Below are 23,013 nucleotides of genomic sequence, written 5' to 3'. Positions count from 1 at the left end.
ATGATGAACGACCACTTCAAAGCCCCGGAAGGTAACTTTCGCGGTCATGACAAGCAAGAAGTCTGGAGCCAGAAGCCGGACCCGGAATTAACCGAAGTTGGCCCTGGCACCCCATGCGGTGAATATTTGCGCCGCTTCTGGATGCCTGTTGCCATGACGGATCAAGTGGGTGATCTGCCTTATCGCTTGCGCATTCTCGGCGAAGATCTGGTGCTCTTTCGCGAAACGGGCGAGGGCAAGCTGGGTCTGACTCACCTCCACTGTTGTCACCGGAACATGAGCCTTGAATTCGGGATCATCGAGGAAGGCGGCATTCGGTGCTCATATCATGGCTGGAAATATGGGCTGGACGGCACGATTCTAGAAACCCCATGCGAACCGCCCGCGTCTCAGGTCAAGAAAAAGGCCTGTCTCGGCGCTTATCCCGTCATCGAATACAAAGGGCTGGCCTTTGCCTATTTGGGACCGCGCGACGAACAACCTCCGTTTCCGTTTATGGACACGTTTGATGACGAGGGCGACGAATTGGTGCCCTATCTCATCAAGTCTCCCTGCAATTGGTTGCAGGTGATGGAAAACGCTTGGGATCCATTTCATGTCGTCTACCTACACACACTGGCCGTACGCAGTCAGTTCATCGATGCTTTTGCCGAAATGCCGATGATCGAATTCCATGACAGCGCCACAGGGGACTTTTACACCAACGTTCGAAGGGTGGATGATATCGTATGGGTCCGTATTCACGATCATATGCTGCCCTCATTCACTCAAAATGGCGGGCATTTCCCTGTGCCTGACGGCTCACGTTACTTCGGGCGTGGGGGCTTGAGCCGCTGGATCACACCGATTGATGATACCAACACAATGGTCATCGCCTGGCGGCATTTCCGAGATCCATCTTTCAATGATGATCCCAAAGGTTTGACCGATCGGGATCAAGTTGGATACGGCAAAACCGATTTCTATGGGCAAGATCCGGATCGCCCCTATGAAATGCGCCAACGCGACCCTGGTGATTATGACGCTTGGGTCAGTCAAGGCCCAAAGAATGTTCATTCACGCGAAAACCTCTCTTTCACTGACCGAGGCGTGGCAAAGGCACGGCGCCTCTTGCGCAACGCCATTCGTGCCCTTCAAAAAGGTGAACGCCCACCACAGCCCACGGACAGCTTTCCAGACCGTGAAATCCCGACCTATGCGGGCGACACCATGCTGCGCATACCGCTTCAGGAAGGTCGGGACGATGGTGCCGTACTCAAGGAAATTTCACACCAGGTGGCCGAAATCTACAAGTCCGGCGATCACCTGACCGGAAACGAACGGCGCGACTATATCGTAAACGCGCTGAAAGAGTACGAGGCAAGCTGGGCATGACGAACGTATCACCTGATTTCAGAACTTCCGCCTCCCCTGTGCAGTTCTCCCATGGAGTTTTTGGCAAACATAGGCAGGGAGAAGAGCTCAAATGAACCGCATTCCACACAATCCGGGCCGCGTGGATTGGTCAGGCGAGAACCCCGGGATTTATTTGAAGAAAGACCCCGGGCAGGACCAATATGACACCTTGGCGTTGTTTTTTCGGGTGGTGCTGTCACCCTTTGGTCGAGGTCACGCCGCCATTGTTCTGGGCGCTCCAAATGAGGCGCGCGGATGGCCCGACGTCCCGAACTTCATCATGACCGATAATCAGCGCATGATGCGCTGGATCGTCGATGGCTGGGTCACGAAGATGCCCACCTTCGTCGGCAAGGCCGGACTTGATGCGATGAGTTGGCTGGATTGCGACAGTGTCGAAAAACGACCCGGTGATTTGAAAGCGCGTTACTCGGAAACCCTGCGTGGGTCCGGAGTGACGTTGGATATGATCTGGCACGACATGGGGCCACCTTTGCCGGTCGAGGTGACCAAGGAGAACTCGGCCACCAAGGAGCACGAAATGTATTCCGTGTTTCTTGAGGCGAAACAAGCGCAGGTCGTGATCAATGGCACCCCCTGCCCGGCCAAGTCGCCGATCGACAGTTTTTTGGCCGAACCATGTCGACCGCATTCCTGGCGTTTTCCGAAACCTGGGTCACCCCGCAGGAGGATCTCTGATGCCTTTGAACGAACCGATTACCCCCGGCGTCGTGGATTGGACCGGCGAAAACCCCGGCATCCTGCTAAAAGATGACGCGGGAAACTTCTCGGCCATGGCTCTTTTTTTAGGGTCGCTTGGTCGCCCGTTGGCCAGGGACAGGTGCTGTTGCTTTATGGGACACCGGATGCAGTTGAGGGACCGGCTCACGCCCCAAATGTGATCTTGTCCGACAACCCCGATCTGACTGCCTTTCTGAAGCAGAACTTCATCTCAAAACTGGCAGCGTTTGCTGGAGCGCCTGCCTTTGCCACACTCCCCGAAGTTGGCATTCAGGCCGTGCGGAGTTCCGGCGACCCGATGAGTCACCGATATTCTGAAACCATTTCGGGAGCCCAGTTGACAGTTGAACTGATCTGGGAAGGGTTCGAGCCGCCACGGGCTTTGGAATTATCACCGCACGAGGTCGCTTCAGGAGAACAGAATATGTTCTCTTTGTTGGTACCGGCCCATTCGGCGCAGATCATGGTGAACGGGCGGGCGCTTCCCGGGCAATTGGGTACGCGCGTTCAGGCTGGTTATGAAACCACCACCGCCTTTCTGTATTTTTCGGAAACCTGGATCATCCCACCGGAGGACACATGACACTGCACCCCGCCGATCAGTTGGCCTTTGACAAGGCGATGGTCACACAGCCGGTCTGGAACCGGTTCAATACTGCTTCAGATGCCGTCGGGTTGGATGACAATGTCTTGTTGCACGCCGGGCCAGCGTTTGCCGAAACAGACCATATCACCGCGCCGATTCTGAACTCCGCCTGTGTCGCCGCCGTATGGGAAGGATTGGCGCAAGATTTCGATCAGGCCGAAGCCATGATAATGGCAGGCGAGATCGTACTCAAACCAGCTCAGGATCATGACATCGTCACACCTTTGGCTGCAGTGGTGTCGGCGCATATGCCGCTGCACACGATCTATGACGCTTGGCGGGGGCAACAACGTGTTTTCACGCCAATAAACGCCGGATCTCGCCCTGCCATGCGGCTGGGTCTCAGATCCCAAGCTGTTTTGGACCACATCCGATGGCTCAACACCCGCTTTCTGGATGTGCTTGAGAATGGTCTGGCCGAAGGGATGGCATTGGTTCCCCTGGCCGTTGTTGGCCTGATGGGAGGAGACGATTGCCATGGTCGGACACCCGTTTCAGGGGCCGCACTGGTCGCAGAAATCAAGGATCGCACACCAGGGGGGATCAGCGACGAGGACGTGCTGGAGTTCATGACGACCTCTCCGTCCCTCTTTTTGAACCTTTGGATGGCGGCAACAAAGTGCATGATGAAACTGGCCGAAGGGATCGACGGCTCCAGTTTTGTGACAGCAGCGGGTGGAAATGGCCGCGACGTCGGAATTCAGATTTCGGGCCTTCCAGGTAAGTGGTTCACCATTCCAGCGACCCCGCCAAAAGGAAAGTTCGATGTAGATTTACCCGCGGATCGCGCTCTGGGTGCCATCGGAGACAGCGCCGTCGTCGAAGCCTTTGGTTTGGGAGCCATGGCGATTGAACTCAGCCCAGAACAAAAGAAGGGGCTTGGAGACTATCTACCTGACAACGCCAAAGCGCGCACTTCTGGCCTGTCGGTTGGGGCGCACCCCTATTTCAGAGCACTGGATGTTCGACTTGGCAGCACCGCCCGCGGTGCAGTGGCCCAAGGGGCTGGGCCCGTCATAAGTTTGGGCATTTTGGATCGCCTGGGTGAAGCAGGCCGTTTGGGTGGAGGCATCTACGATATGCCTGTTGACCCGTTTACGGCCGCTGTGGCTGAACTTACGGCATGACCGATCTGACCCAACTTTGCACCCATGAACTAGCAAGTGGCATCCGTGCTGGCGACATGACGCCGTCCCAGGTGATGGCCGCACACCTGGATCGCATTACTCAACGAGAACCGGAGATCGGGGCCTTTCAATGCCTCGACCCGGACAAAGCCATGGAGCGGGCCCAAGCCGCCGACACTCTCCCCTTCGGCGGGCCGCTCCATGGTGTCCCCTTTGTAATCAAGGACATAATTGACACAAAAGACATGCCAACGGGTTGGGGCAGCTCTCTTTATGAAAACCGAGTACCGGAACACTCTGCCACTTGTGTTAACCAACTGATTTCCGCTGGTGCCATTCCCATTGGCAAGACCGTGACAACCGAGTTTGCTTACTTTCGCCCGGGAAAGACGGCAAATCCATGCAACACCGCACATACTCCGGGTGGTTCTTCGTCCGGATCTGCTGCAGCAGTCGCAGATTTTATGGCCCCTTTCGGATTAGGCTCGCAAACGGCAGCTTCCCTGATCCGCCCCGCAGCCTATTGCGGTGTCGCCGCGTTCAAACCAACGATCGGTGCTTATGACCTGCAAGGTGTTATGGAGCTGTCAGAAAGCCTTGATACTCTTGGTCTGCTAGCCCGTGACCCACGCGATCTTGTTTTGCTGGATGCCGTACTTCGCGACGTTGAACCTCCTGCTGAGCCTGACTTTGACGAAGCCAAACCGCGGATTAGCCTGATGCGCGGACCACATTGGCAAGATGGCAGCGTCGACATGCGGGATATCTGCACCCGGGCGCTTGCCGCAATAGCCAAGGCAGGCGGGGAAACTGGTGAAATCACTCATCCGGATGTTTTCAAAGACCTGACACAAGCCCACATAGCAGTGATGGGATATGAAACCGCCCGTACCCGCGCTGCCGAAGCTGCCATTGGCCCACCTGTGATCAGCCAGCAGTTTTGCGACCTGGTCATCGCAGGGCGCGCTGTCAGCGACACCGACTACCGGGCTGCGCTCAATGTCCGGGACCGGGCCAATGCAATACTTGACCATCTGTTTCGCGACACGGATGCACTGCTTGTTCCATCCGCCCCCGGTCCGGCACCCCACGGACTCGACGCCACCGGCGATCCGCTCTTTTCGCGCATGTGGAACTTGCTGCAATTGCCGTGTGTCGCTCTGCCTTTTGGCCACACTCAGGAAAACTTGCCTCTTGGCTTTCAATTGATCGGACCACGGGGTCAAGACGCCCGTCTTCTCGACATCGCTTGCTGGGTTTTTAAGCAATTGGCCGTTTCCGGCTGACCTGGACCTGCGAATTCGGTTTCATTCTCCTGAGACCCTCAGCTATGAATGCGGCATGACCTGATTGCCAACACTGGTACCGGAGGCCGCCGTCAATGAAATCTGATATCCTGGATCTGTCGCGTCAAAACAATATCGGCGGTCTGAGCCCATGGTTCGACGCCCAGCTTGACGCGCGCATTGCAAGTGGCGCTTTCGCCCCACAAGATGTCTTGCACTCGGATATGAATCGTATCCTCGCCGACTTGGCGGCCTATCGAGTTCAAAACGGCATAGGCACAGCAGTCATCGGCATGTCCGGTGGTGTCGATAGTGCCCTGACGGCTGCGCTTTTCAAAGCGGCAGGATGGCGCGTTGTGGGGCACACCATGCCAATTGAGCAGAACCCCGAAGAAACCGAACGTGGCCAAGAGGCCTGCGTCGCACTTGGCATCGAACATCAGAACATCGACCTAACCCCACAGTTCCATTCAATGGTTGAGGGGTTGACCAAGCTGGACTCGGCCCTTTCCAACGGTGACGACGCAGGCTTGCGCATTCGACGCGGAAATATTCGGGCGCGGCTACGGATGATCACGCTATACGATCAAGCGCATCGCTATGGCGGAATCGTTGCCAGCACCGACAACTTCTCTGAATTGGCCGCCGGTTTCTGGACTCTGAATGGCGACGTGGGTGACGTAGCCCCAATCCAGTCGCTATTGAAATCGTGGGAAGTGCCATGGATGGCCCGCGCAATCGGCGTACCTGAAAAAACCTGGCGTGCAACCCCAACGGACGGTTTAGGCATCAGCGCGGGTGATGAATCACAACTTGGGGTCAGTTATCTGCAATGGGACCTCATGGTCCTGGCAACGGCTGACGCGTTGTCCACCCAACCGGACCTGACCCTCGATACTTTGCCTGAAGCCCTGGGATTTGGTCACGACACCGAGGGCAGCAGGGCGCTGGATTGTGTCGCTGGACGCCTGGGCCGGACCTGGTACAAAAGAGCAGGAACATTTAACCTCTCCCATCCACGAGAGGCCCGATATGACTCGCTAAGTCGGATCGACAGACACTTGTTTCTTCCCGATCTTCTGAAATAGAGGCTGCGCCTCATCGCACAACAAATTCCGCATGCAGGGCACCCGCGGCTTTGATGGTTTTTAGAATGTCGATCATGTCCCGTGGTGAGACACCCAACGCGTTCAATCCGGCGACAACCTGAGTCAACGATGTGCCCTCAGGGACTTCGGCCAAGGCGATACCTTCGTCCTCTTCGATCTCGGCATTTGTTCTGGGCACGACAACGGTGTCTCCGTCGGCAAAGGGGTTGGGTTGAACAACCAGAGGTGCCTCTTCCACGCGAAGCGTAAGATTGCCTTGAGACACCGCCACGCGTGAAATGCGAACGTCATCTCCCATTACAATCGTTCCCGAGCGTTGATCGACCACAACACGGGCTTTGCGCTCAGGCTCCACCAGAATGTTCTCAATGCGACCAATGGCATGAGCCGTCGAAGCCGATCGCGTAGCAGAAATGTCGATCTCCACAGTACCGGAGTCTCGCATTAAGGCGACGCGTCTGTTGAATGTCCTGTTTATTGCTGTTTCGATCCGTTCCGCGGTCGTGAAATCCGGCTCTCTCAATGCTAGTCGCATCTGGGTAAGCGAGCCCAGTTCGAAATCAATCTCTCTTTCCACCCTTGCACCGGATGGGATCACGCCCGAAGTTGGAACACCCCTCACCACGCTGGCCGCCTCTCCTTCTGCAACGGCACCACCTGCCAGCACAGTCCCCTGCGCCACAGCATAGATCTGTCCATCGGCAGCGTTCAACGGGGTCATGATCAAGGTGCCACCTAACAAGCTTTTGGAATCTCCGATCGCTGAAACAGTCACATCGATCTGACTTCCGACCCGAGAAAAAGGTGGTAAATCTGCCGTAACAAATACTGCCGCAACATTCTTTGGGCGGAATTGTTCACCTGTCACATTTACCCCAAGGCGTTCCAGAATATTGCTCATGATCTCTTCGGTGAACGGTGCATTGCGCAGGCCGTCCCCCGTACCGTTCAAACCGACCACAAGCCCGTAACCGACAAGATCATTGCCTCGAACACCATCAAAATCGACAAGGTCTTTCAAGCGAATTGCACCCGCTGACACCATCGCCGGAAACAGTAGTAGAAGGAGGATACAGAACAGTTTTCTCATCTCAGAAAATTCACCAATGTCAAAGAAGATGTCCTTGCGGTCACCGTGTAAAGGTTTTGTAATTGCGATTGCACACTCTGAAGTCGCACGGAAACATCAAAAGGGTCGGCCCCGATCAATTCCTCACGCGCAAATTCCAAACTGGTTTTTACGGCCGAATTACGGGCTTCGGCTTTGCCAATTCGATCCTCGACGTACCCTAGGTTGGCGCGTAACCCGACGATGTCGTCTTTTGAATTCGTCAATCCAGAACCTGCCAACTTCAACAACTCGGTCCGCTCGGCTTGATCCAGCGACAGGGCGGGGTCTGTTGCCAAGGCCGCCAGGGCGGTATTCTTGAGAACGTCATGAATGACAGGGTTATCCGCCCGCAAGTCGATGGAAACATGATCATTCTTGCCCACTTGGAATGCAGCAAGCGACTGGTCAGAGCCCTGATAAATCGTCGTATTGAAACCAGCCGGATCAGCAAACCAATCAGTAGCAGCTTGAACTACGTCGATCGCCGTCGTGCCAGGGCCAACGACTGTTCGGAGTTCCTGGAGGATCGTTTCTGCCGATCGCAAAGACACCTGATCAGTTGCCACTCCGGAAAACAGGCTTCTTCCTGCGACGGATTGATTGATGGCCCCTATCATTGCCTTCAGTTCGCTCTCAGCTTGCAGGCTCGCCTGTTCTCTATTGATTTGCTGTCCGAAATTTCCGATGGCTACAAGACTTTGCGTCAGATCTGCGACGCGGTTGTCAAGGGTTTCAAGGCTGCGCTGCATGGTTGCAGCGAACACCCCGGTTTCGGAAGCTGTAACGGATAGCGCCTCGTTTAGCCCAAGATTGTGATGAACGTCCGCAAGATGCGAATACTCTCCATTCAAGTGGGACGACACATCTGAAACGTGCCCGCTTGCAAGCTCTTGCGTCAATTCCGTAATTTCAGATCGGATCTGAGAGCTTCGGTTTCGAAGAACCAAGTGTTGAGCAAGATCGCCTATTGATGAAATACTCATGACCTACAACCTCAGCAACGTGTCCATAAGTTCCTCCACAACCTCGATGACGCGAGCATTGGCGGCATAAGACTGCTCGACTAGAATGAGGTTTTGTATCTCAGCGTCAGTATCCACACCGTTGGCCTGCTCGATCCTGGTCGCTTCGCTTTTGTTGGCGGAGGCAAAACTCAGACTTCTGGTTGAGGTTGCATTGTCGAGCGCAACTTTTGACAACAGACCTGAACTTACGCCTGCGGCAGTCAAATCACCTGTTCCAAACCGCGTGTCGGCTTGAACCCGACTTTCGGACATAACATTCCCAAAGTCCCGAAGTAGCCGTGAATCTCCGGGGTCACCTGGGGTCAGCGCACCCAGACCTGCCCGCAATTTCCAAGAGTCGCCACCCGCGTTCGAGTCGACAGCCGCATTGACTTCAATTCGGCCTGCCAATCCCGCAGGCGCCGCAACCGAGAACCGGTTTCCCTCATCCGTAAAGAGACCAGGCTGGCCTGCGGCAACCGTGCTGTCCAGCCCAGGTGTTTCGAAACGTTCGATCAAATCCCGAGCCACCGCGTCCAAATCCTCTTGCGCCTGAACAGAAAGAACGTCACGAATCTCAAATTCTGCAGCAAGACTTCCACCGCGGATGGCAGATGTCGAACCCTGGGTGGAAACCGGGACACCATTGATTTCCAGACCAGACAACAAGCCATTTTGAACCGTCATATGCGGTTTCGTTTGCCCCGTAAGTCCGAACTCAAGAACGGCGGCTTTCCCATCCAGCAAAACCGCGCCGCCGTCCGTGAAAAGTGCCACTTTGTCGTTACTTCTTTGCGCGATGTTGATCGGGACAATCGCGTTGATCTCATCAATTACCTTTTGTCTTTGATCCAACAAGGAATTGATGTCGCCTCCAGAACCACCGACAGACTGGATTTTCTGGTTCAAATCCTCAACCATCCGTAAAGAACTGTTCAATCGGTCAACCTGGGTTGAAATACTTTGATCAGCAGATGATCTTGAAATCCTAAGTTGTTCAGATGCCTCTGATAGAGACCCTGCGAGATCCTTGGCACCCGCGACGGCCAAATCCAACCGGATAGTAGAATCGGGTAAGCTTGCCGCTTGCAACAAAGCACTTTCGAAATCGGCCAATCTGGATGTTATTGAATAAGGGTCTTCGGTTGTTCCAACGGCCCCCTCTAACCCGGAATGAAAACGTGCGATTGCCTTTTCATACCCAAAGGCCGCGTCCGCTGTGCGCCGGTTGGACGTGAGTATCGGATCCGTGTGGCGATTGACGCCTACGACACGAACCCCATTGCCGCTCAACCCATTGGCGGTAACCTCCAAAGATCGACGCGCATAGCCAGGTGTGAGCGCGTTGGCGATATTGTTGGATACAACACCTGAAGCCCGGCTGGCGGCTGACAATCCGGTAAGCGCGTTATTGAGCGCCGAAGAAATGGACATTGGAGACCTCCATCATTCAATGGTTTCTGACGTCGCTTAGCGCTTGATGTTGGTCGTCTCTTGCAACATCTCATCCACGGTTTGGATGACCTTTGCGCTAGACGAATAAGCCCGTTGGGTCTGAATCATTGCAGTCAATTCGCCCGCGACATCCGTGGTTGATTCTTCACGCGCAAACGACGCGATGTCTCCCGTTGGTCCATCACCCGCATTCCACAGGAAAAACGTTCCGCTGTCGCGAGACGGCTCATAGGTTTGGCTGTCCAGTGCGACCAGTCCATTTGGGTTCGGTAAATCAACCAGAGGGATCTGGAATACCTTTCTGCTGGCGCCCGAATCGAAGAACGCATGCACGAACCCATTTTCATCAACCTCTACCCGCGTCATGGCCCCAACGGCAGATCCATCCTTTGTAATAGATACAGGCGCAAACGTATCCGAAAGCTGAGTTACTCCGTTGGGATCATTCAGTCTGCCGATATTAATCTCCATTGGACCCCCGGCAACATTGACAACCATGGAGCCTGTCGCCGGATCATACGCCCCTCCAGTAGTGGCCGCGACACCGGCCAGGGTTCCGCCCTGGGTTCGGCTATCGTCAAAATCCAGGGTGTATTCACCGACAATGGAACCGCCCGACGCGGTGTCACGCATTATCAAAGTCCATTGATTGCTTTCACCGGTTGCCGGAACAACCGGCACCAGTTCGATCTGCAAATTCTCCGACTTTCCGAGGTTGTCATAGTACTCAACTGAAAGCGGTTGAGTTTCTCCTGCCGAGCCTGCCTGCGTCGCTGTCGCGGGTAGATTCATACGGAGGTTCATTTCCGTCGTGGGCGACCCGGACAGCTGATTCACGCTCAATTGCACAGGGCGAAGACCATCCGAAGTATCCCGCGGAAGGTTGGGGATCGTCCCATCCGGGTTTGCACGCCACCCCATCAGAACAAGACCGGATTCGGTGACCAGATAGCCCTCGTCATTGGCGCGAAAGGAACCCGTGGTCGATAACAACATACCCGGATTACCATTGCCCGAAGCCACTTCGGAAAACTGAGCCACAGGAAGCATTCCGCGACCACGAACAGCCAGATCCGTGGCATTGGTCGTCGTGACCAAAGATCCACGCTGATCAATCATTCGCTGCGTCGTGGTGCGGACGCCGCCAGCAGAATAGTTTCCGCCGGACGTAGAGTTCACAAGTGAATGAAAATCAGTTTCAACCCGCTTGTAGCCAAAAGTCGAAGAGTTCGCGATGTTATCTGAAATCGACGCCAGTCGGCTGGCATTTGCGGTCAGTGCCGCAATACCTGCATTCAGCGAGGAGGAAATCGTCATGGACACGCCTTTCTACTGCATCAGTAAGTTCTCGATGCAACAGCTAGCGTAGGAGCACTTAACAGCGGGCTAACAACTAAAAACCAATCTATCTTGCTTTATTGTTCGCGTAAAAAAACGATCTCGATCCGATCGTTTCTTGCCCCCATCGGATTACTGTCCGCCAGTTCACGATCGGCGTGACCTGCCACGCGTTTGATACGGTCGGGCTCAATGCCGAATCCTTCGAACATTGTGCGGGTGCGCGTCGCCCTCTCAGTCGACATTTCCCACACTGGGTTATGCGCCAGAACTACAGGATGCGCTCGAATATGACCGCCTATCGCCATCCCGTTCGAAACCAGTGCGGAATGCCGGACGACCATTTTGGACAACTCTTTCATCAAAGGGGTCGGCCTATCTGAATTGTTCTCAAACAACGGTTCGTTCTCGGTTGAAAACAACTCCACGACCAGACCTTCGTCCGTTACCCTCGTTACAATGTGCTTAAGCGCCTTCTTACTGACCAGACTCTCTCCCCCACGGCCCATCAACGCTGCTTCCAGCGATTTGAACTCCTCGTGAAGGGCATTTTCCCCGCCCTGTTTATCAACACCGGTTGCACCACGTGACTTGTTTCCGTCGGACCGAAACCGATTGCTGGCCCCTGACCCGTTCATTGCCATGGTCTTTTCCGAGAACATGTTGTCCCCGCCAAAGGCACCGTTTCCACCGCCTGAAACAGGGTTCAACGGGATCGTCGGCGAAAAGTAGTCGGCCAGACCCTTTCGCTGTTTTTCGGTTGTTGCATTCAGCAGCCACATCAACATGAAAAAGGCCATCATCGCCGTCACGAAGTCCGCATATGCGACCTTCCAGGCTCCGCCATGGTGGCCACCGCCACCTATTACCTTTTTTCGTTTGATGATGACTGGCGCCGCATTGGTTTGCGCACCCATCTCCACCACCTATTCTTATCACCCGGGATCAGGGATATCAGGGCAGGCGTTAAGAGATGTCTAACAGGTAAAACTGTTGGTAATTTCGGGTCCCCGACCAACTTGGCAGGGGACCCTGAGTAAATCAGTTCGCGTCCAGTAGGACGTCGCCGAATTGATCTCGCAGTTTGTTTTTCAGTACTTTGCCAGTGCCGCCCAAGGGCAGTTCGTCGACGAAGATCACCCTATCTGGGACCTGCCAGGACGCGATCTTGCCGATGTAATGCGCCAGCAACGCGGCCTCGTCCAATTCCACACCTTCATGTTTGATCGCAATGATCACGGGGCGTTCATCCCATTTGGCGTGTTTGGCGGCGATGGCTGCGGCATTGGCCACGGCATCGTGCGAGATCGCAATATCTTCAAGCTCGACGGTCGAAATCCATTCTCCGCCGGACTTGATGATATCCTTGGAGCGGTCGCGGATAATCATGTAGCCGTCGCTGTCGATTGTGGCGACGTCGCCGGTGTCGAACCAGCCGTCATCGGTCAGCGCGGGACCATCAGCCTTGAAGTAGGTATCGACGATCCAATGGCCACGGATCTGCAGGTTGCCCTGGGTTTCGCCGTCCTCGGCCAGACGCGTGCCCTCATCATCGACCAGACGCAACTCAACGCCATAAGGCGGCCGTCCCTGACCTTCGCGGATCTTACCCTTTTCAGCATCCGACAGCCCCTCATGCTTTTGCAGGAGCTGGTTGAGCGTGCCCAGCGGACTGGTTTCGGTCATGCCCCAGGCATGGATCAGCTCGACGCCATAGCGGTCGCGGAAAGTTGGGATCATCACCGTGGGCAGGGCGGAGCCACCTACAACGGTACGTTGCAGGCTTTCGGCTTTGGACCCGGTGGATTCCAGCGCCGCCAGCAGGCTCATCCATATGGTCGGAACCCCAAGTGCGACGGTCACCCGCTCGCCATCGATCAGTTTTACCAGGCTTTCGCCATCCAGGTTCGGTCCCGGCAAGACGATTTTGCAGCCGATGGCGGCGGCGATGTAGGGCACACCCCAGGCGTTGGCATGGAACATCGGCACCACGGCCATCACCGTATCCTTGGCCGACAACGCCATGCCGTCCGGCTGGTTGCCCGCGATTGAATGCAGCACGGTGGTGCGGTGGGTGTACTGCACGCCCTTGGGGTTGCCGGTGGTTCCGGAGGTGTAACACAGGCTCGAGGGCAGATTTTCATCCAGCGCGGGCCATGTGACTTCGTCGGATTCAGCTTCGATCAGTTCGTCGTAAAACAGCAGCCCGTCGATCATCGCTGCGGCTTCATCATCGCGCGGCCCCATCAGCACCACATGCTTGAGCGTCTTCAAATGCTCGCCGAGTTTGGCCGCCACCGGCAGAAAGGTCCGGTCCAGGAACAGGATCTGATCTTCGGCGTGGTTTATGATGTAGATCAGCTGTTCCGGGAACAGGCGCGGGTTGATCGTGTGGCAGACCATGCCAGCACCAGCGACGCCGAAATAGATCTCCAGATGTCGCCGATTGTTCCAAGCGATCGTGGCACAGCGGTCACCGGTTTTTAGACCCAGCCTCGCCAAGGCGGCAGCCAGCTTGCGGGCGTTGGCCTCGACCTCGCCCCAGTTGCTGTGGATAACCTCGCCCGAGGTTTCTACGGACACCACGGTCGTATCGCCGTGGTATCGACCAGCGTGTTCGATCAGCGAGCTGATGGTCAGCGGCTGATGCATCATTTTGCCAAGCATTATGTCTCTCTCTTTACTCTGCAGCTTGTGAGGCAGCCTGCGCCGCGCGGATCATATCGGCGGCTTTTTCTGCAATCATGATTGTGGGGGCGTTGGTATTTCCGCCGATCAGCCGTGGCATGATCGAGGCATCTACAACGCGCAGCCCTTCGAGTCCGCGCACACGTAGTTCCGGGTCCACCACGGCCATCTCATCAACACCCATCTTGCAGGTGCCAACCGGGTGATAGATCGTATCCGCGCGCGAGCGGATGTGATCTTCAAGCTCGGCGTCCGAGGGTTCGTTGTCGATGAACATCTCGGATTTGATGTACCCTTTGAGTGGCGGCGTCTGCATCAGGTCGCGTGTCATGCGCGTGCCTTTCATTAGCACGGCCAGATCTTCGTCGTTGCTCAGGAACTTTGGATCGATCCGGGGGGCATCCATAGGGTCGGCCGAGTTCAACGTGACCTCGCCTCGCGTCTTGGGGCGCAGCACACAGACGTGGCAGCTGAAGCCGTGACCCAGATGCAGTTTGCGGGCATGATCATCGACAACCGAGATCACGAAATGCAACTGTACGTCGGGCCGGTCGAGGTTGGGGTCAGTCTTGAAGAACGCACCCCCTTCGGCAAAGGGCGTTGCCAACATGCCCGAGCCATCTTTGCGCCAGGCCGCCATATGTTTGAGCAGGCTGACAGAAGCTGACAGCCCGATCCCGAAGTTATCCTTGTCCGCCGTTTTGTAACCCAGCACGAAATCCAGGTGGTCTTGCAGGTTCTGACCTACGCCTGGCAATTCGTGCACCATTTGGATTCCGTGCGGTGTGATGTCTTGCGGTCGCCCAACGCCCGACAGTTGTAGCAGCTGCGGCGAGTTGAATGCGCCGCCGCACAGGATCACCTCTTTGTCTGCGCGCACCTCATGGTCGGCCTTGCCGCTGCGATAGGTGACGCCAGCGGCGCGCTTGCCCTCAAACACAATGCGTGTGGCGTGAGCGTCGGTGATGACGGTCAGATTGGGGCGATCCATGACCGGGTGTAGATAAGCCGCCGCTGTAGAACAGCGCTCACCCACCTTTTCCGGGTCGTGGAACTGCGTCACCTGATACAGGCCGATGCCTTCGTTGTCGCCGGTGTTGAAATCCTCGACCCGGCGGATCTGCATCGCCTCTCCGGCCTCGACAAAGGCCTGCGAGATTGGGCGGGGGGATTGCTGGTCAGAGACCTGTAGCGGACCGCCATCGCCATGCATGTCACTGGCGCCGTTTTGGTTGTTTTCCGCTTTCAGGAAATAGGGCAGTACGTCGTCCCAGGCCCAGCCGTTGCAGCCGAGATCAGCCCATTCGTCGTAGTCCTTTGAATGGCCGCGCACGTAAAGCATGGCATTGATCGCACTCGACCCACCAAGTGCCTTACCGCGCGGCTGATACCCTTGCCGCCCTTTCAGGCCTTCTTGGGGAACTGTTTCAAACGCCCAGTTGTTGATCTTGGGTTTACCGGGCAGCATTGCCACCACGGCGGCTGGTGCACGCACCAGAATACTGTCGCCGCGCCCGCTGCGGCCTCAAGCAGGCAGACGGTTGTGTTTGGATCTTCGCTCAGGCGTGCGGCCAGCGTCGATCCGCCGGACCCTCCTCCGACGATCACGTAATCATACGACATAGGTCTCTCCCCCTGTTGTCGTTGTATGGCGTCATGAAGCCCTGCAAGGGGTGGCGTTGTCCACTTTGACCGGGCGTCAGATCGAGTGACCGGCGGGTCTTGGCCGACGTGCCGTCGCAAGGTCCGTTTGTGTATCAACAGTTGAAGCGTGGACATGTTTCGGCAAGGGTTGCGACATTGCCCAAAGTCGAAACGAGAGATGACGTTGCCACATTCGCCCGCCCGCATTACCGCGCCACAATCCGACGATATCGCGTTTCTGGATTTCGGAACCACCTTTGTCCGACACGCAAGTGAACGGCCGGATCAGATCGCGGTTGTGGATGAGGTGGTGTCGCTGACCTGGCGTAGCTTTGATCACCATGCGCGCTGCGTGGCGGCAAAACTGCAACAAGAGGGCGTTGGTCCGGGCACGCCTGTGGCCGCCTTGGCCGACAATTCGGCGGCTTATCTGACGTTCTACGCGGGTGTGATCCTCGCAGGCGGTGCGATGGTACCTTTGCCGACCAGTGCCCAAGTTGATGTGTTGACCAAGATGTTGGGCGATTGCGGGGCACGGCTGCGGTTTGCCTCTGCCCGGCACAGCGAAATGGCTACCGCGCTCGGTTTTGCCGACGCGGTACTGGACCGCGACCTGTTCGATTGGGCCACTGGCGTGCCCTTGGAACACCCGGTAGCCGTCCCGCCAGAGAGTCTGTTCGATCTGATCTACAGCTCTGGCACGACCGGCACGCCCAAGGGGATCATTCACGATCACTTGTTTCGGGGACGACAGTTGATGCGGATGCCGGTCTTTGGATTGGATCAAGACTCGCGCTTGCTGATGTCGACACCGCTTTATTCCAACACGACACAGGTAGCGGTGTTACCGGTACTGGCGCGTGGGGGAACGGTTGTCAGCATGGCCAAATTCGACACATTGCAGTTTCTGGAACTGTCGCAGGCGCATGCGGTCACCCACGCCATGCTGGTGCCTGTGCAATACATGCGGCTGATGCGCGATCCGTCGTTTGATGATTATGACCTGTCGAGCTATCGCACCAAACTCTCAACCTCGGCGCCACTGCCTGCGCCGCTAATCCGGGACATATTGGATCGCTGGCCCGGCAAGCTGTTCGAGTTGTACGGCATGACCGAAGGCGGGATCAGCACCGTTCTGGATTGTGCCAGCTTCCCCGACAAGCTCGACACCGTGGGCCGTCCGGTTCAGGGCTGCGACGCGCGGATCATTGACGACAATGGCAACGAACTGTCGTCGGGAGAGTTCGGCGAAGTGGTCGGGCGCGCAGGCGCGATGATGCAGGGCTATCTGAATGCAGATGACAAGACGCGAGAGGCCACATGGCGTAGCCCTCAAGGCGAGGATTTCATCCGCACCGGCGACATGGGTCGGTTTGATACCGATGGGTTCCTGACGCTAATGGACCGAAAAAAGGACATGATCTTGTCGGGTGGCTTCAATATCTATGCCGCTGATCTGGAACGGGTGCTGCGCGATCATCCGGACGTGGCAGACGTTGCCGTGATCGCTATCCCGTCCGAGGAGTGGGGCGAAACGCCATTGGGCCTGGTCGTGCGCAGACCGGAAGGTCAGACAACAGGTGACGAAATCATGAACTGGGCCAACGCTCTGCTTGGCAAGACACAGCGCCTGTCACGGGTGGAGCTGCGCGATGACCTGCCGCGCAGTTCGATCGGTAAGATCCTGAAGCGCGAATTGCGCGCGCCCTATTGGGACCGCACTTGATTTTTACCGGGCATGTCGTTTTCAGCACAGACTTGACCCGTGGCGCCCGCATGATGTGCTCATGACTGGGATAATTCCAAAACGCATGGATCGCCGCGCGACGGGCGCGAACCTGGTGCCGCACTAAGGGCATCGGCCCATTTTCGCGACCCCACGATCCTGCTTTTTTGGAAGACAACATGACAGCAACAGACATGCTGCGCCTCGCCATCGATATTGGCGGTACATTTACAGACACAGTGCTTGTCGAAGGCGAAGAAACGATCTTGGCCTCGACCAAGACACTCACCACCCATCGCAACCCAGCTGACGGCGCAATGGAAGGCGCGGCGCGGGTGATGGCACAGTCGGGGCGGTCATTGACCGAGGTGACGGGTTTCATCCACGGCACCACCCTGGCCACCAATGCCCTGATCGAGAGGCGCGGGGCCGAAGTGGCAACGGTCACCACCGAAGGGTTCCGGGATATTCTCGAAATCGCCTATGAGCGGCGGTATTCGCAGTATGACATCAACCTGGAAAAGCCCGATCTGCTGGTGCCCCGCGAACGCGCTCTGACCGTGCGCGAGCGCATGTCCGCCGAAGGTGTGGTGCTGATCGAGCTGGAAGATGCTGCCGTGGACACTTTGTTGACCGACATCGACGCAAGCGGGGCCGAGGCTGTGGCGATCTGCCTGATGCATTCCTATGCCAACCCTGCGCACGAACGCCGGTTGCGCGATGTACTGGTCGAAAAACGCCCCAACCTGACCATTTCAATCTCATCCGACGTCAGCCCCGAGGCGCGCGAGTTTGACAGGCTCTGCACCACCGTGGCCAACGCCTATATCCAGCCACTGATGGAAAGTTACCTGAAGCGGTTTGTTGAACAGTTTCAGGCCGAAGGCGTGACCTGCCCGATCCTGATGATGACTGCAGGTGGAGGTATGTGCACGGTTGAAACAGCGGCGCGCTTTCCTGTCCGCCTGGTCGAAAGCGGCCCTGCCGGTGGCGCGATCCTGGCCGCACGGATCGCCGCACAGGCCGGAATTGATGAGGTGTTGTCGTTCGACGTGGGCGGCACCACAGCCAAGCTCTGCCTGATCGACAACGCCCGCCCCCAGACGTCTCGCCAATTCGAAATCGCCCGTGCAGCTCGTTTCATCAAGGGATCGGGCATGCCAGTACGCATTCCGGTGATCGAGATGATCGAAATCGGCGCGGGCGGTGGCTCCATCGCGGGGGTCGACCGATTGGGGCGCCTGACCGTCGGGCCCAAATCCGCGGGGTCCGAACCCGGACCTGTGGCCTTTGGCCGTGGCGGCACCGAGCCCACCGTGACCGACAGTGACATCACGCTTGGCTACATCGTACCCGATACCTTTGCCGAAGGACACATCAGCATCGATCCCGAGGCGTCAAATACGGCTCTAACAAGGGTGATTGGGGCCAAATTGAACACCGACGCCATGGGGGCAGCCGATGGGGTTAGCCGTATTGTGGATGAAAGCATGGCCAGCGCCGGGCGGATGCATGCGGTGGAATCTGGCAAGGATCTTAGCCCCCGCACCATGATCGCATTTGGTGGCAACGGCCCGTTGCATGCCACCCGCGTTGCCCGCTCGGCTGGTATCAGCCGCATCGTGATCCCACCCAACCCGGGTGTCGGATCAGCGGTTGGGTTCCTTTTCGCGCCAGTGAGCTTTGAGATCGTCCGGTCGCGGTATTCGCTGCTCGACACGCTGGACCTGGACGAGGTGAACGCCCTCTTTGACGAGATGATCGCCGAGGCCAAGGCAGTGGTCTCTCTGGGTGCCGGGAACCGCGCCACCGAAACCCGTTGCAGTGCGTTTATGCGCTACAACGGGCAAGGGCATGAGATTGGGATCGCGCTGCCGGATCGAGCGTTGAAAATGGGCGATATTCAGCCTCTAATAAGGGTTTTTGAGAAAGAGTATCGCAAACAATTCTCGCGCCCGGTGCCGGGGATGCAGATCGAAATCCTCAACTGGGCGGTACAGGTGGCGACGCCAGATGATGCCGTTCCAACAACGCCGAAGATGCCGGAACTGACAATGATGGAGCCAGGAGAGACGCACCCGATCCTGTGTGATGTTGAGGGCACCCGGAAAGAAGCCGCATTTGTTGCCCGAACAGATTTGCGACCTGGGCAAGGCGTTGCGGGCCCTGCCCTCATCACCGAGCCGCAGACCACAACGCTCGTTTCAGCCGATTTCTCAGCCCACGTGGATGCCATCGGCAACCTTGTCCTTATCCAAGACCAGAAAGGAGGCGCGGCATGACCCAGACCTCTACTGCCCGATTGCAAGTGATGTGGAACCGCCTGCTAGCCGTGGTCGAGGAGCAGGGTCAGACCTTGATCCGCGCCGCCTTCAGCCCGATTGTGCGCGAATGCGGCGACATATCCGCGGGGATTTTCGACGTGCACGGCCGGATGCTGGTACAGGCCGTGACCGGCACGCCCGGACACATCAACACGATGGCCGAGGCGGTGCTGCATCTGCGCGAGCGGTTCCCTGTTCAGGACATGAAACCCGGCGACATCTACATGACCAACGACCCCTGGCTGGCGTCGGGGCATTTGAACGATTTCCTGCTGATGATGCCCGCGTTCAAGGATGGCAAGGTGGTGGGCTTCACCTCCTGCACTTCACACCTTGTCGACCTGGGCGGTCTGGGCATGGGCCCCGAAGGCTCGGACATCTATGACGAGGGGCTGTTGATCCCCCCTGCAAGTTGGTCGACCAGGGTGAGCTGAACGCTCTGCTTATGGACATCGTCCGTGCCAATTCCCGCGAACCCATCGCCAACGAAGGCGACATCTATGCGCTGGTCGCCTGTTGTGAAGTGGGGGTGAACCGGCTCGTGGCCATGATGGAAGAGTTTAGAATTGACGATCTGGAAGAGCTTGGTAGTTACATCATCGACACCTCGCGACGTGGCACACTAGAGGCGATCGCCGAGGTGCCCAAAGGTGTCTACAAGAACGTCCTGCGGATGGACGGGTACGAGAACGAGTTGGAACTGCATGCCACTTTGACAGTCTCTAATAAGGGGATTCATGTGGATTTCACTGGCACTTCGGGATGTTCATCCAAGGGCATCAACGTGCCACTGAACTATGCCACGGCGTATACTGTCTTTGCCCTGCGCTGCATCGTCGGGCCGGATATCCCGAACAACGCCGGCTCGCTGGAGCCGTTTACTGTGGACGGGCCCAAGGGGTGTATTCTGAATGCTCAACGTCCCGTCCCGGTAGCCATGCGCCACACGCTGGGACAGGTGACACCGGATTTGGTGTTGGGCTGCCTGCATCAGGCGCTGCCGGATCAGGTGCCAGCCGAGGGTGCGTCCTGCATGTTCGACCTGCCTATGCGCCACGCGCCCGAAGTTGCTGCGAACGGCGGACGCGAGTTTGCCATCGAACCGGTTCATAACGGTGGCACCGGTGCGCGGCCACATGCGGATGGCCTGTCCGCAACCGCCTATCCGTCAGGCGTTTTTGGTTCGCAGGTTGAGATTACCGAGGCGGTCGCCCCGGTTGTCATGTGGCGACGAGAATTGCGGCCAGACTCGGGTGGCGCAGGAAAGTATCGTGGCGGCTTGGGGCAGCGGATCGAGATGAGCTCGTCCAACGGCGCACCCTTCATTGTATTCTTGTCTGTGGAAAGGCTGAAATTCCCGGCCTTGGGCCGCATGGGCGGCCAGCCCGGCGCGCCGGGGCGCATCCGGTTCCGGGACAAAGACAATGATCTGCCAGGTAAAGGAGAGTTGCGGGTCGAGCCCAGTGACTATCTGATCTTTGAAACGCCCGGGGAGGCGGTTTTGGTAACGCCGCTGAGCGCGACCCAGAGGCGTTGGCGCTGGATTTGAAACGTGGGCTTGTTAGCCAAGAGGGCGTCAAAATCTACGGGGGCACATCATGATCAAACCTGTCCCACATGTGGGCGCGATGGCCGCTTATGCTCTGGCCGACTTGGGTGGGGTCGATACGATCTCTCTGGCCCAAAACGAAAGCGCTTTTCCGGCTAGTCCAGCAGCTATCGCAGCCGGGCGAGCGGCGATGGCAGAGCTGCAGTCGTACCCTGACCCTGAATGGCCCGACTTGCGGGCTGCGATTGCAAAAATCCACGGATTAGACCCTGATATGATCCTCTGCGGAGCAGGGTCAATGGAGTTGATCGGTTGCTTGATCCGCGCTTATGCGGGTTCAGGCGATCGGGTTTTGGGAACCGATTATGGCTACGCCTTTGTCTCGTCGGCCTCGGCCCAGGTGCAGGCAGACTACGTCAAAGCGCGCGAACTTGATTTGACCGTATCCGTGGGTGACATCCTGGCTGCCGTAACGCCGCAGACACGGATCGTTTTTGTCTGCAATCCGGGCAACCCAACAGGCACCTTGATCAGCAATGCCCAAATCATCAGCCTGCGCGACGCGCTGCCTGGGGACATCATGCTGGTGGTGGATCAGGCCTATGCCGAGTTTTCGGATACACAAAACGATCCGTCTGAAATATTCGCGCTTGTAAATCGGGGTGACACGGTGGTGATGCGAACCTTGTCCAAGGCCTATGGTATGGCGGGCGCGCGTGCCGGTTGGGGTTATTTCCCGCCTGCGATTGCCGACGAGGTGCGCAAACTGCTCAACCCCAACAACATCTCGATTGCTTCGCAGGCAGCAGCTGCAGCCGCGATGCGCGATCAGGACCATATGCGGGATGTGGTCGCCAAGACTGCCGAAATCCGCGACCGCTTTGCTGATGACTGTAGAGCAATAGGACTGATGGTACCGCAAAGTCATACCAACTTTGTTCTGCTTCGCTTCACCTCTTCTGAACAGGCACAAGCAGCAGACGCCGCTTTGCGCTCCCAAAACCTATTGATGCGCGGCATGGGCGGATATGGCCTGTCGGATTGCCTGCGCGCGACTATTTGTGCGCCTCAGATCATGGACCGCGCACGCGATGTTCTAAAAGGAGTGCTGACATGACTGAAACCCGGACCGCGGCCAAGATTGGTGTGCTTGTCCCATTCACAAACACCAATTTAGAGCCTGATATGGAGCTGTTGCGCCCGCCAAATACAACGGTGCATTTCCAGCGTATGGGTGGCTATGACGTCGATGAAATCCCCGGCTTGGATCAGATGGCGGGGCTGGGGGCCTCTGACATCAGCTATGACCTGCGGATGATCTCGGGTGTGCGGCCCGATGTGGTTCTTTATGGCTGCACTTCAGCCACACTGACGCACGGGCCATCTTTTGATGCCGGTCTGGCCGCGCAAATCAAGGCGGGGTCGGGGGCGGTGTCGCTCACCGCTGCGGGGTCGCTGATCGCGGGGATCAAGGCTGTTGGTGCGGCCAAAGTGGGGTTCTCGTCGCCCTATATGGGAGAGATCAACGAGCAGGCGATGGCGTTCATGGCCGAGAATGGGATCGAAACGGTCAAATGCGCCGACGTGGGGCGTGAGTTGGGGAACTACGGACAAGGCGAACTCACCCCGGATGAGGTATTCGGTCTGGCTTGTCAGGCGGATCACCCCGATGCTCAGGCCATTGTGCTCAGCTGTACCGACATGCGCTCGGTCGAAGTGATTGAGCGGGTCGAGGCCCAGTTGGACAAACCAGTGGTGACGTCGAACCAGGCGATGATGTTCTGCCTCATGCAGGCTCTGAACCTGCCCCGCCACCATCGGTTACCGGGACGGTTGTTCGATCGACTTTGACGTCGTTGAATCGCCTCGG

At 57.2% G+C, this 23,013-nt stretch carries 16 protein-coding genes and 2 pseudogenes; 11 read left to right on the top strand and 7 right to left on the bottom strand.

What is annotated here, in order from left to right:
* Positions 1–3 precede the first annotated feature (3 nt).
* From ACZ1HE_RS02125 to nadE, 6 genes are all read left to right on the top strand, one after another.
* Positions 4–1,374: a Rieske 2Fe-2S domain-containing protein gene (locus ACZ1HE_RS02125; RefSeq protein WP_472619362.1), complete on the top strand. Its 1,371-nt coding sequence runs from the start codon at positions 4–6 to the stop codon at positions 1,372–1,374.
* A gap of 91 nt (positions 1,375–1,465) precedes the next feature.
* Positions 1,466–2,170, top strand: coding sequence for a hypothetical protein (locus ACZ1HE_RS02120; protein WP_472619361.1), 705 nt, complete (start codon positions 1,466–1,468; stop codon positions 2,168–2,170).
* Between the two features lie 72 nt (positions 2,171–2,242).
* Positions 2,243–2,719 (top strand): hypothetical protein, encoded by a 477-nt coding sequence (locus ACZ1HE_RS02115; RefSeq protein WP_472619360.1) that lies wholly within the window; start codon positions 2,243–2,245, stop codon positions 2,717–2,719.
* Positions 2,716–3,909, top strand: coding sequence for a YlbE family protein (locus ACZ1HE_RS02110; protein ID WP_472619359.1), 1,194 nt, complete (start codon positions 2,716–2,718; stop codon positions 3,907–3,909). The genes ACZ1HE_RS02115 and ACZ1HE_RS02110 overlap by 4 nt, the downstream gene beginning before the upstream one ends.
* Positions 3,906–5,195: an amidase gene (locus ACZ1HE_RS02105; RefSeq protein WP_472619358.1), complete on the top strand. Its 1,290-nt coding sequence runs from the start codon at positions 3,906–3,908 to the stop codon at positions 5,193–5,195. Before ACZ1HE_RS02110 ends, ACZ1HE_RS02105 begins: the two co-directional genes overlap by 4 nt.
* 95 nt (positions 5,196–5,290) lie before the next feature.
* A complete protein-coding gene (gene nadE / locus ACZ1HE_RS02100) occupies positions 5,291–6,283 on the top strand; it encodes an NAD(+) synthase (protein ID WP_472619357.1) in 993 nt (330 codons plus the stop codon).
* A gap of 10 nt (positions 6,284–6,293) precedes the next feature.
* Here the strand turns inward: nadE and ACZ1HE_RS02095 are convergent, their stop codons facing one another.
* The 7 genes and pseudogenes from ACZ1HE_RS02095 to ACZ1HE_RS02065 all read right to left on the bottom strand — a co-directional run bounded on the left by ACZ1HE_RS02095 (position 6,294) and on the right by ACZ1HE_RS02065 (position 15,523).
* The gene (locus ACZ1HE_RS02095) at positions 6,294–7,394 is read right to left on the bottom strand and encodes a flagellar basal body P-ring protein FlgI (protein ID WP_472619356.1); all 1,101 of its coding nucleotides are present in this window, start codon (positions 7,392–7,394) and stop codon (positions 6,294–6,296) included.
* Positions 7,391–8,398, bottom strand: coding sequence for a flagellin (locus ACZ1HE_RS02090; RefSeq protein WP_472619355.1), 1,008 nt, complete (start codon positions 8,396–8,398; stop codon positions 7,391–7,393). The genes ACZ1HE_RS02095 and ACZ1HE_RS02090 overlap by 4 nt, the downstream gene beginning before the upstream one ends.
* A gap of 3 nt (positions 8,399–8,401) precedes the next feature.
* Entirely contained in the window at positions 8,402–9,853 is a 1,452-nt protein-coding gene (gene flgK, locus ACZ1HE_RS02085; RefSeq protein ID WP_472619354.1) for a flagellar hook-associated protein FlgK, read from the bottom strand.
* A gap of 36 nt (positions 9,854–9,889) precedes the next feature.
* Positions 9,890–11,191, bottom strand: coding sequence for a flagellar hook protein FlgE (locus ACZ1HE_RS02080; RefSeq protein ID WP_472619353.1), 1,302 nt, complete (start codon positions 11,189–11,191; stop codon positions 9,890–9,892).
* 98 nt (positions 11,192–11,289) lie between these two features.
* The gene (locus tag ACZ1HE_RS02075) at positions 11,290–12,129 is read right to left on the bottom strand and encodes a flagellar motor protein MotB (protein WP_472619352.1); all 840 of its coding nucleotides are present in this window, start codon (positions 12,127–12,129) and stop codon (positions 11,290–11,292) included.
* A 124-nt stretch (positions 12,130–12,253) separates the two neighbouring features.
* Entirely contained in the window at positions 12,254–13,879 is a 1,626-nt protein-coding gene (locus tag ACZ1HE_RS02070) for a long-chain-fatty-acid--CoA ligase (protein WP_472619351.1), read from the bottom strand.
* Between the two features lie 13 nt (positions 13,880–13,892).
* Positions 13,893–15,523: pseudogene (locus tag ACZ1HE_RS02065) on the bottom strand (GMC family oxidoreductase).
* 199 nt (positions 15,524–15,722) lie between these two features.
* On the opposite strand from ACZ1HE_RS02065, the gene ACZ1HE_RS02060 reads away from it, so the two are divergent.
* From ACZ1HE_RS02060 to ACZ1HE_RS02040, 5 genes and pseudogenes are all read left to right on the top strand, one after another.
* Positions 15,723–17,270 carry a class I adenylate-forming enzyme family protein gene (locus tag ACZ1HE_RS02060; RefSeq protein WP_472619350.1) on the top strand — a complete coding sequence of 516 codons (1,548 nt, stop codon included), beginning with the start codon at positions 15,723–15,725 and terminating at the stop codon, positions 17,268–17,270.
* A gap of 179 nt (positions 17,271–17,449) precedes the next feature.
* The gene (locus ACZ1HE_RS02055) at positions 17,450–19,552 is read left to right on the top strand and encodes a hydantoinase/oxoprolinase family protein (RefSeq protein WP_472619349.1); all 2,103 of its coding nucleotides are present in this window, start codon (positions 17,450–17,452) and stop codon (positions 19,550–19,552) included.
* Positions 19,549–21,143 (top strand): annotated as a pseudogene (locus tag ACZ1HE_RS02050) (hydantoinase B/oxoprolinase family protein). Before ACZ1HE_RS02055 ends, ACZ1HE_RS02050 begins: the two are co-directional and overlap by 4 nt.
* Positions 21,144–21,192: 49 nt before the next feature.
* Positions 21,193–22,260 carry a pyridoxal phosphate-dependent aminotransferase gene (locus tag ACZ1HE_RS02045; RefSeq protein ID WP_472619348.1) on the top strand — a complete coding sequence of 356 codons (1,068 nt, stop codon included), beginning with the start codon at positions 21,193–21,195 and terminating at the stop codon, positions 22,258–22,260.
* Positions 22,257–22,994, top strand: a complete 738-nt coding sequence (locus tag ACZ1HE_RS02040) for a maleate cis-trans isomerase family protein (protein ID WP_472619347.1) — start codon at positions 22,257–22,259, stop codon at positions 22,992–22,994. The genes ACZ1HE_RS02045 and ACZ1HE_RS02040 overlap by 4 nt, the downstream gene beginning before the upstream one ends.
* Positions 22,995–23,013 lie beyond the last annotated feature (19 nt).

The organism is Falsiruegeria sp. JB4-1 (assembly GCF_055693495.1).
The sequence above is the reverse complement of the archived record's forward strand: the minus strand, read 5'-3'. Positions and strand labels throughout refer to the sequence as shown.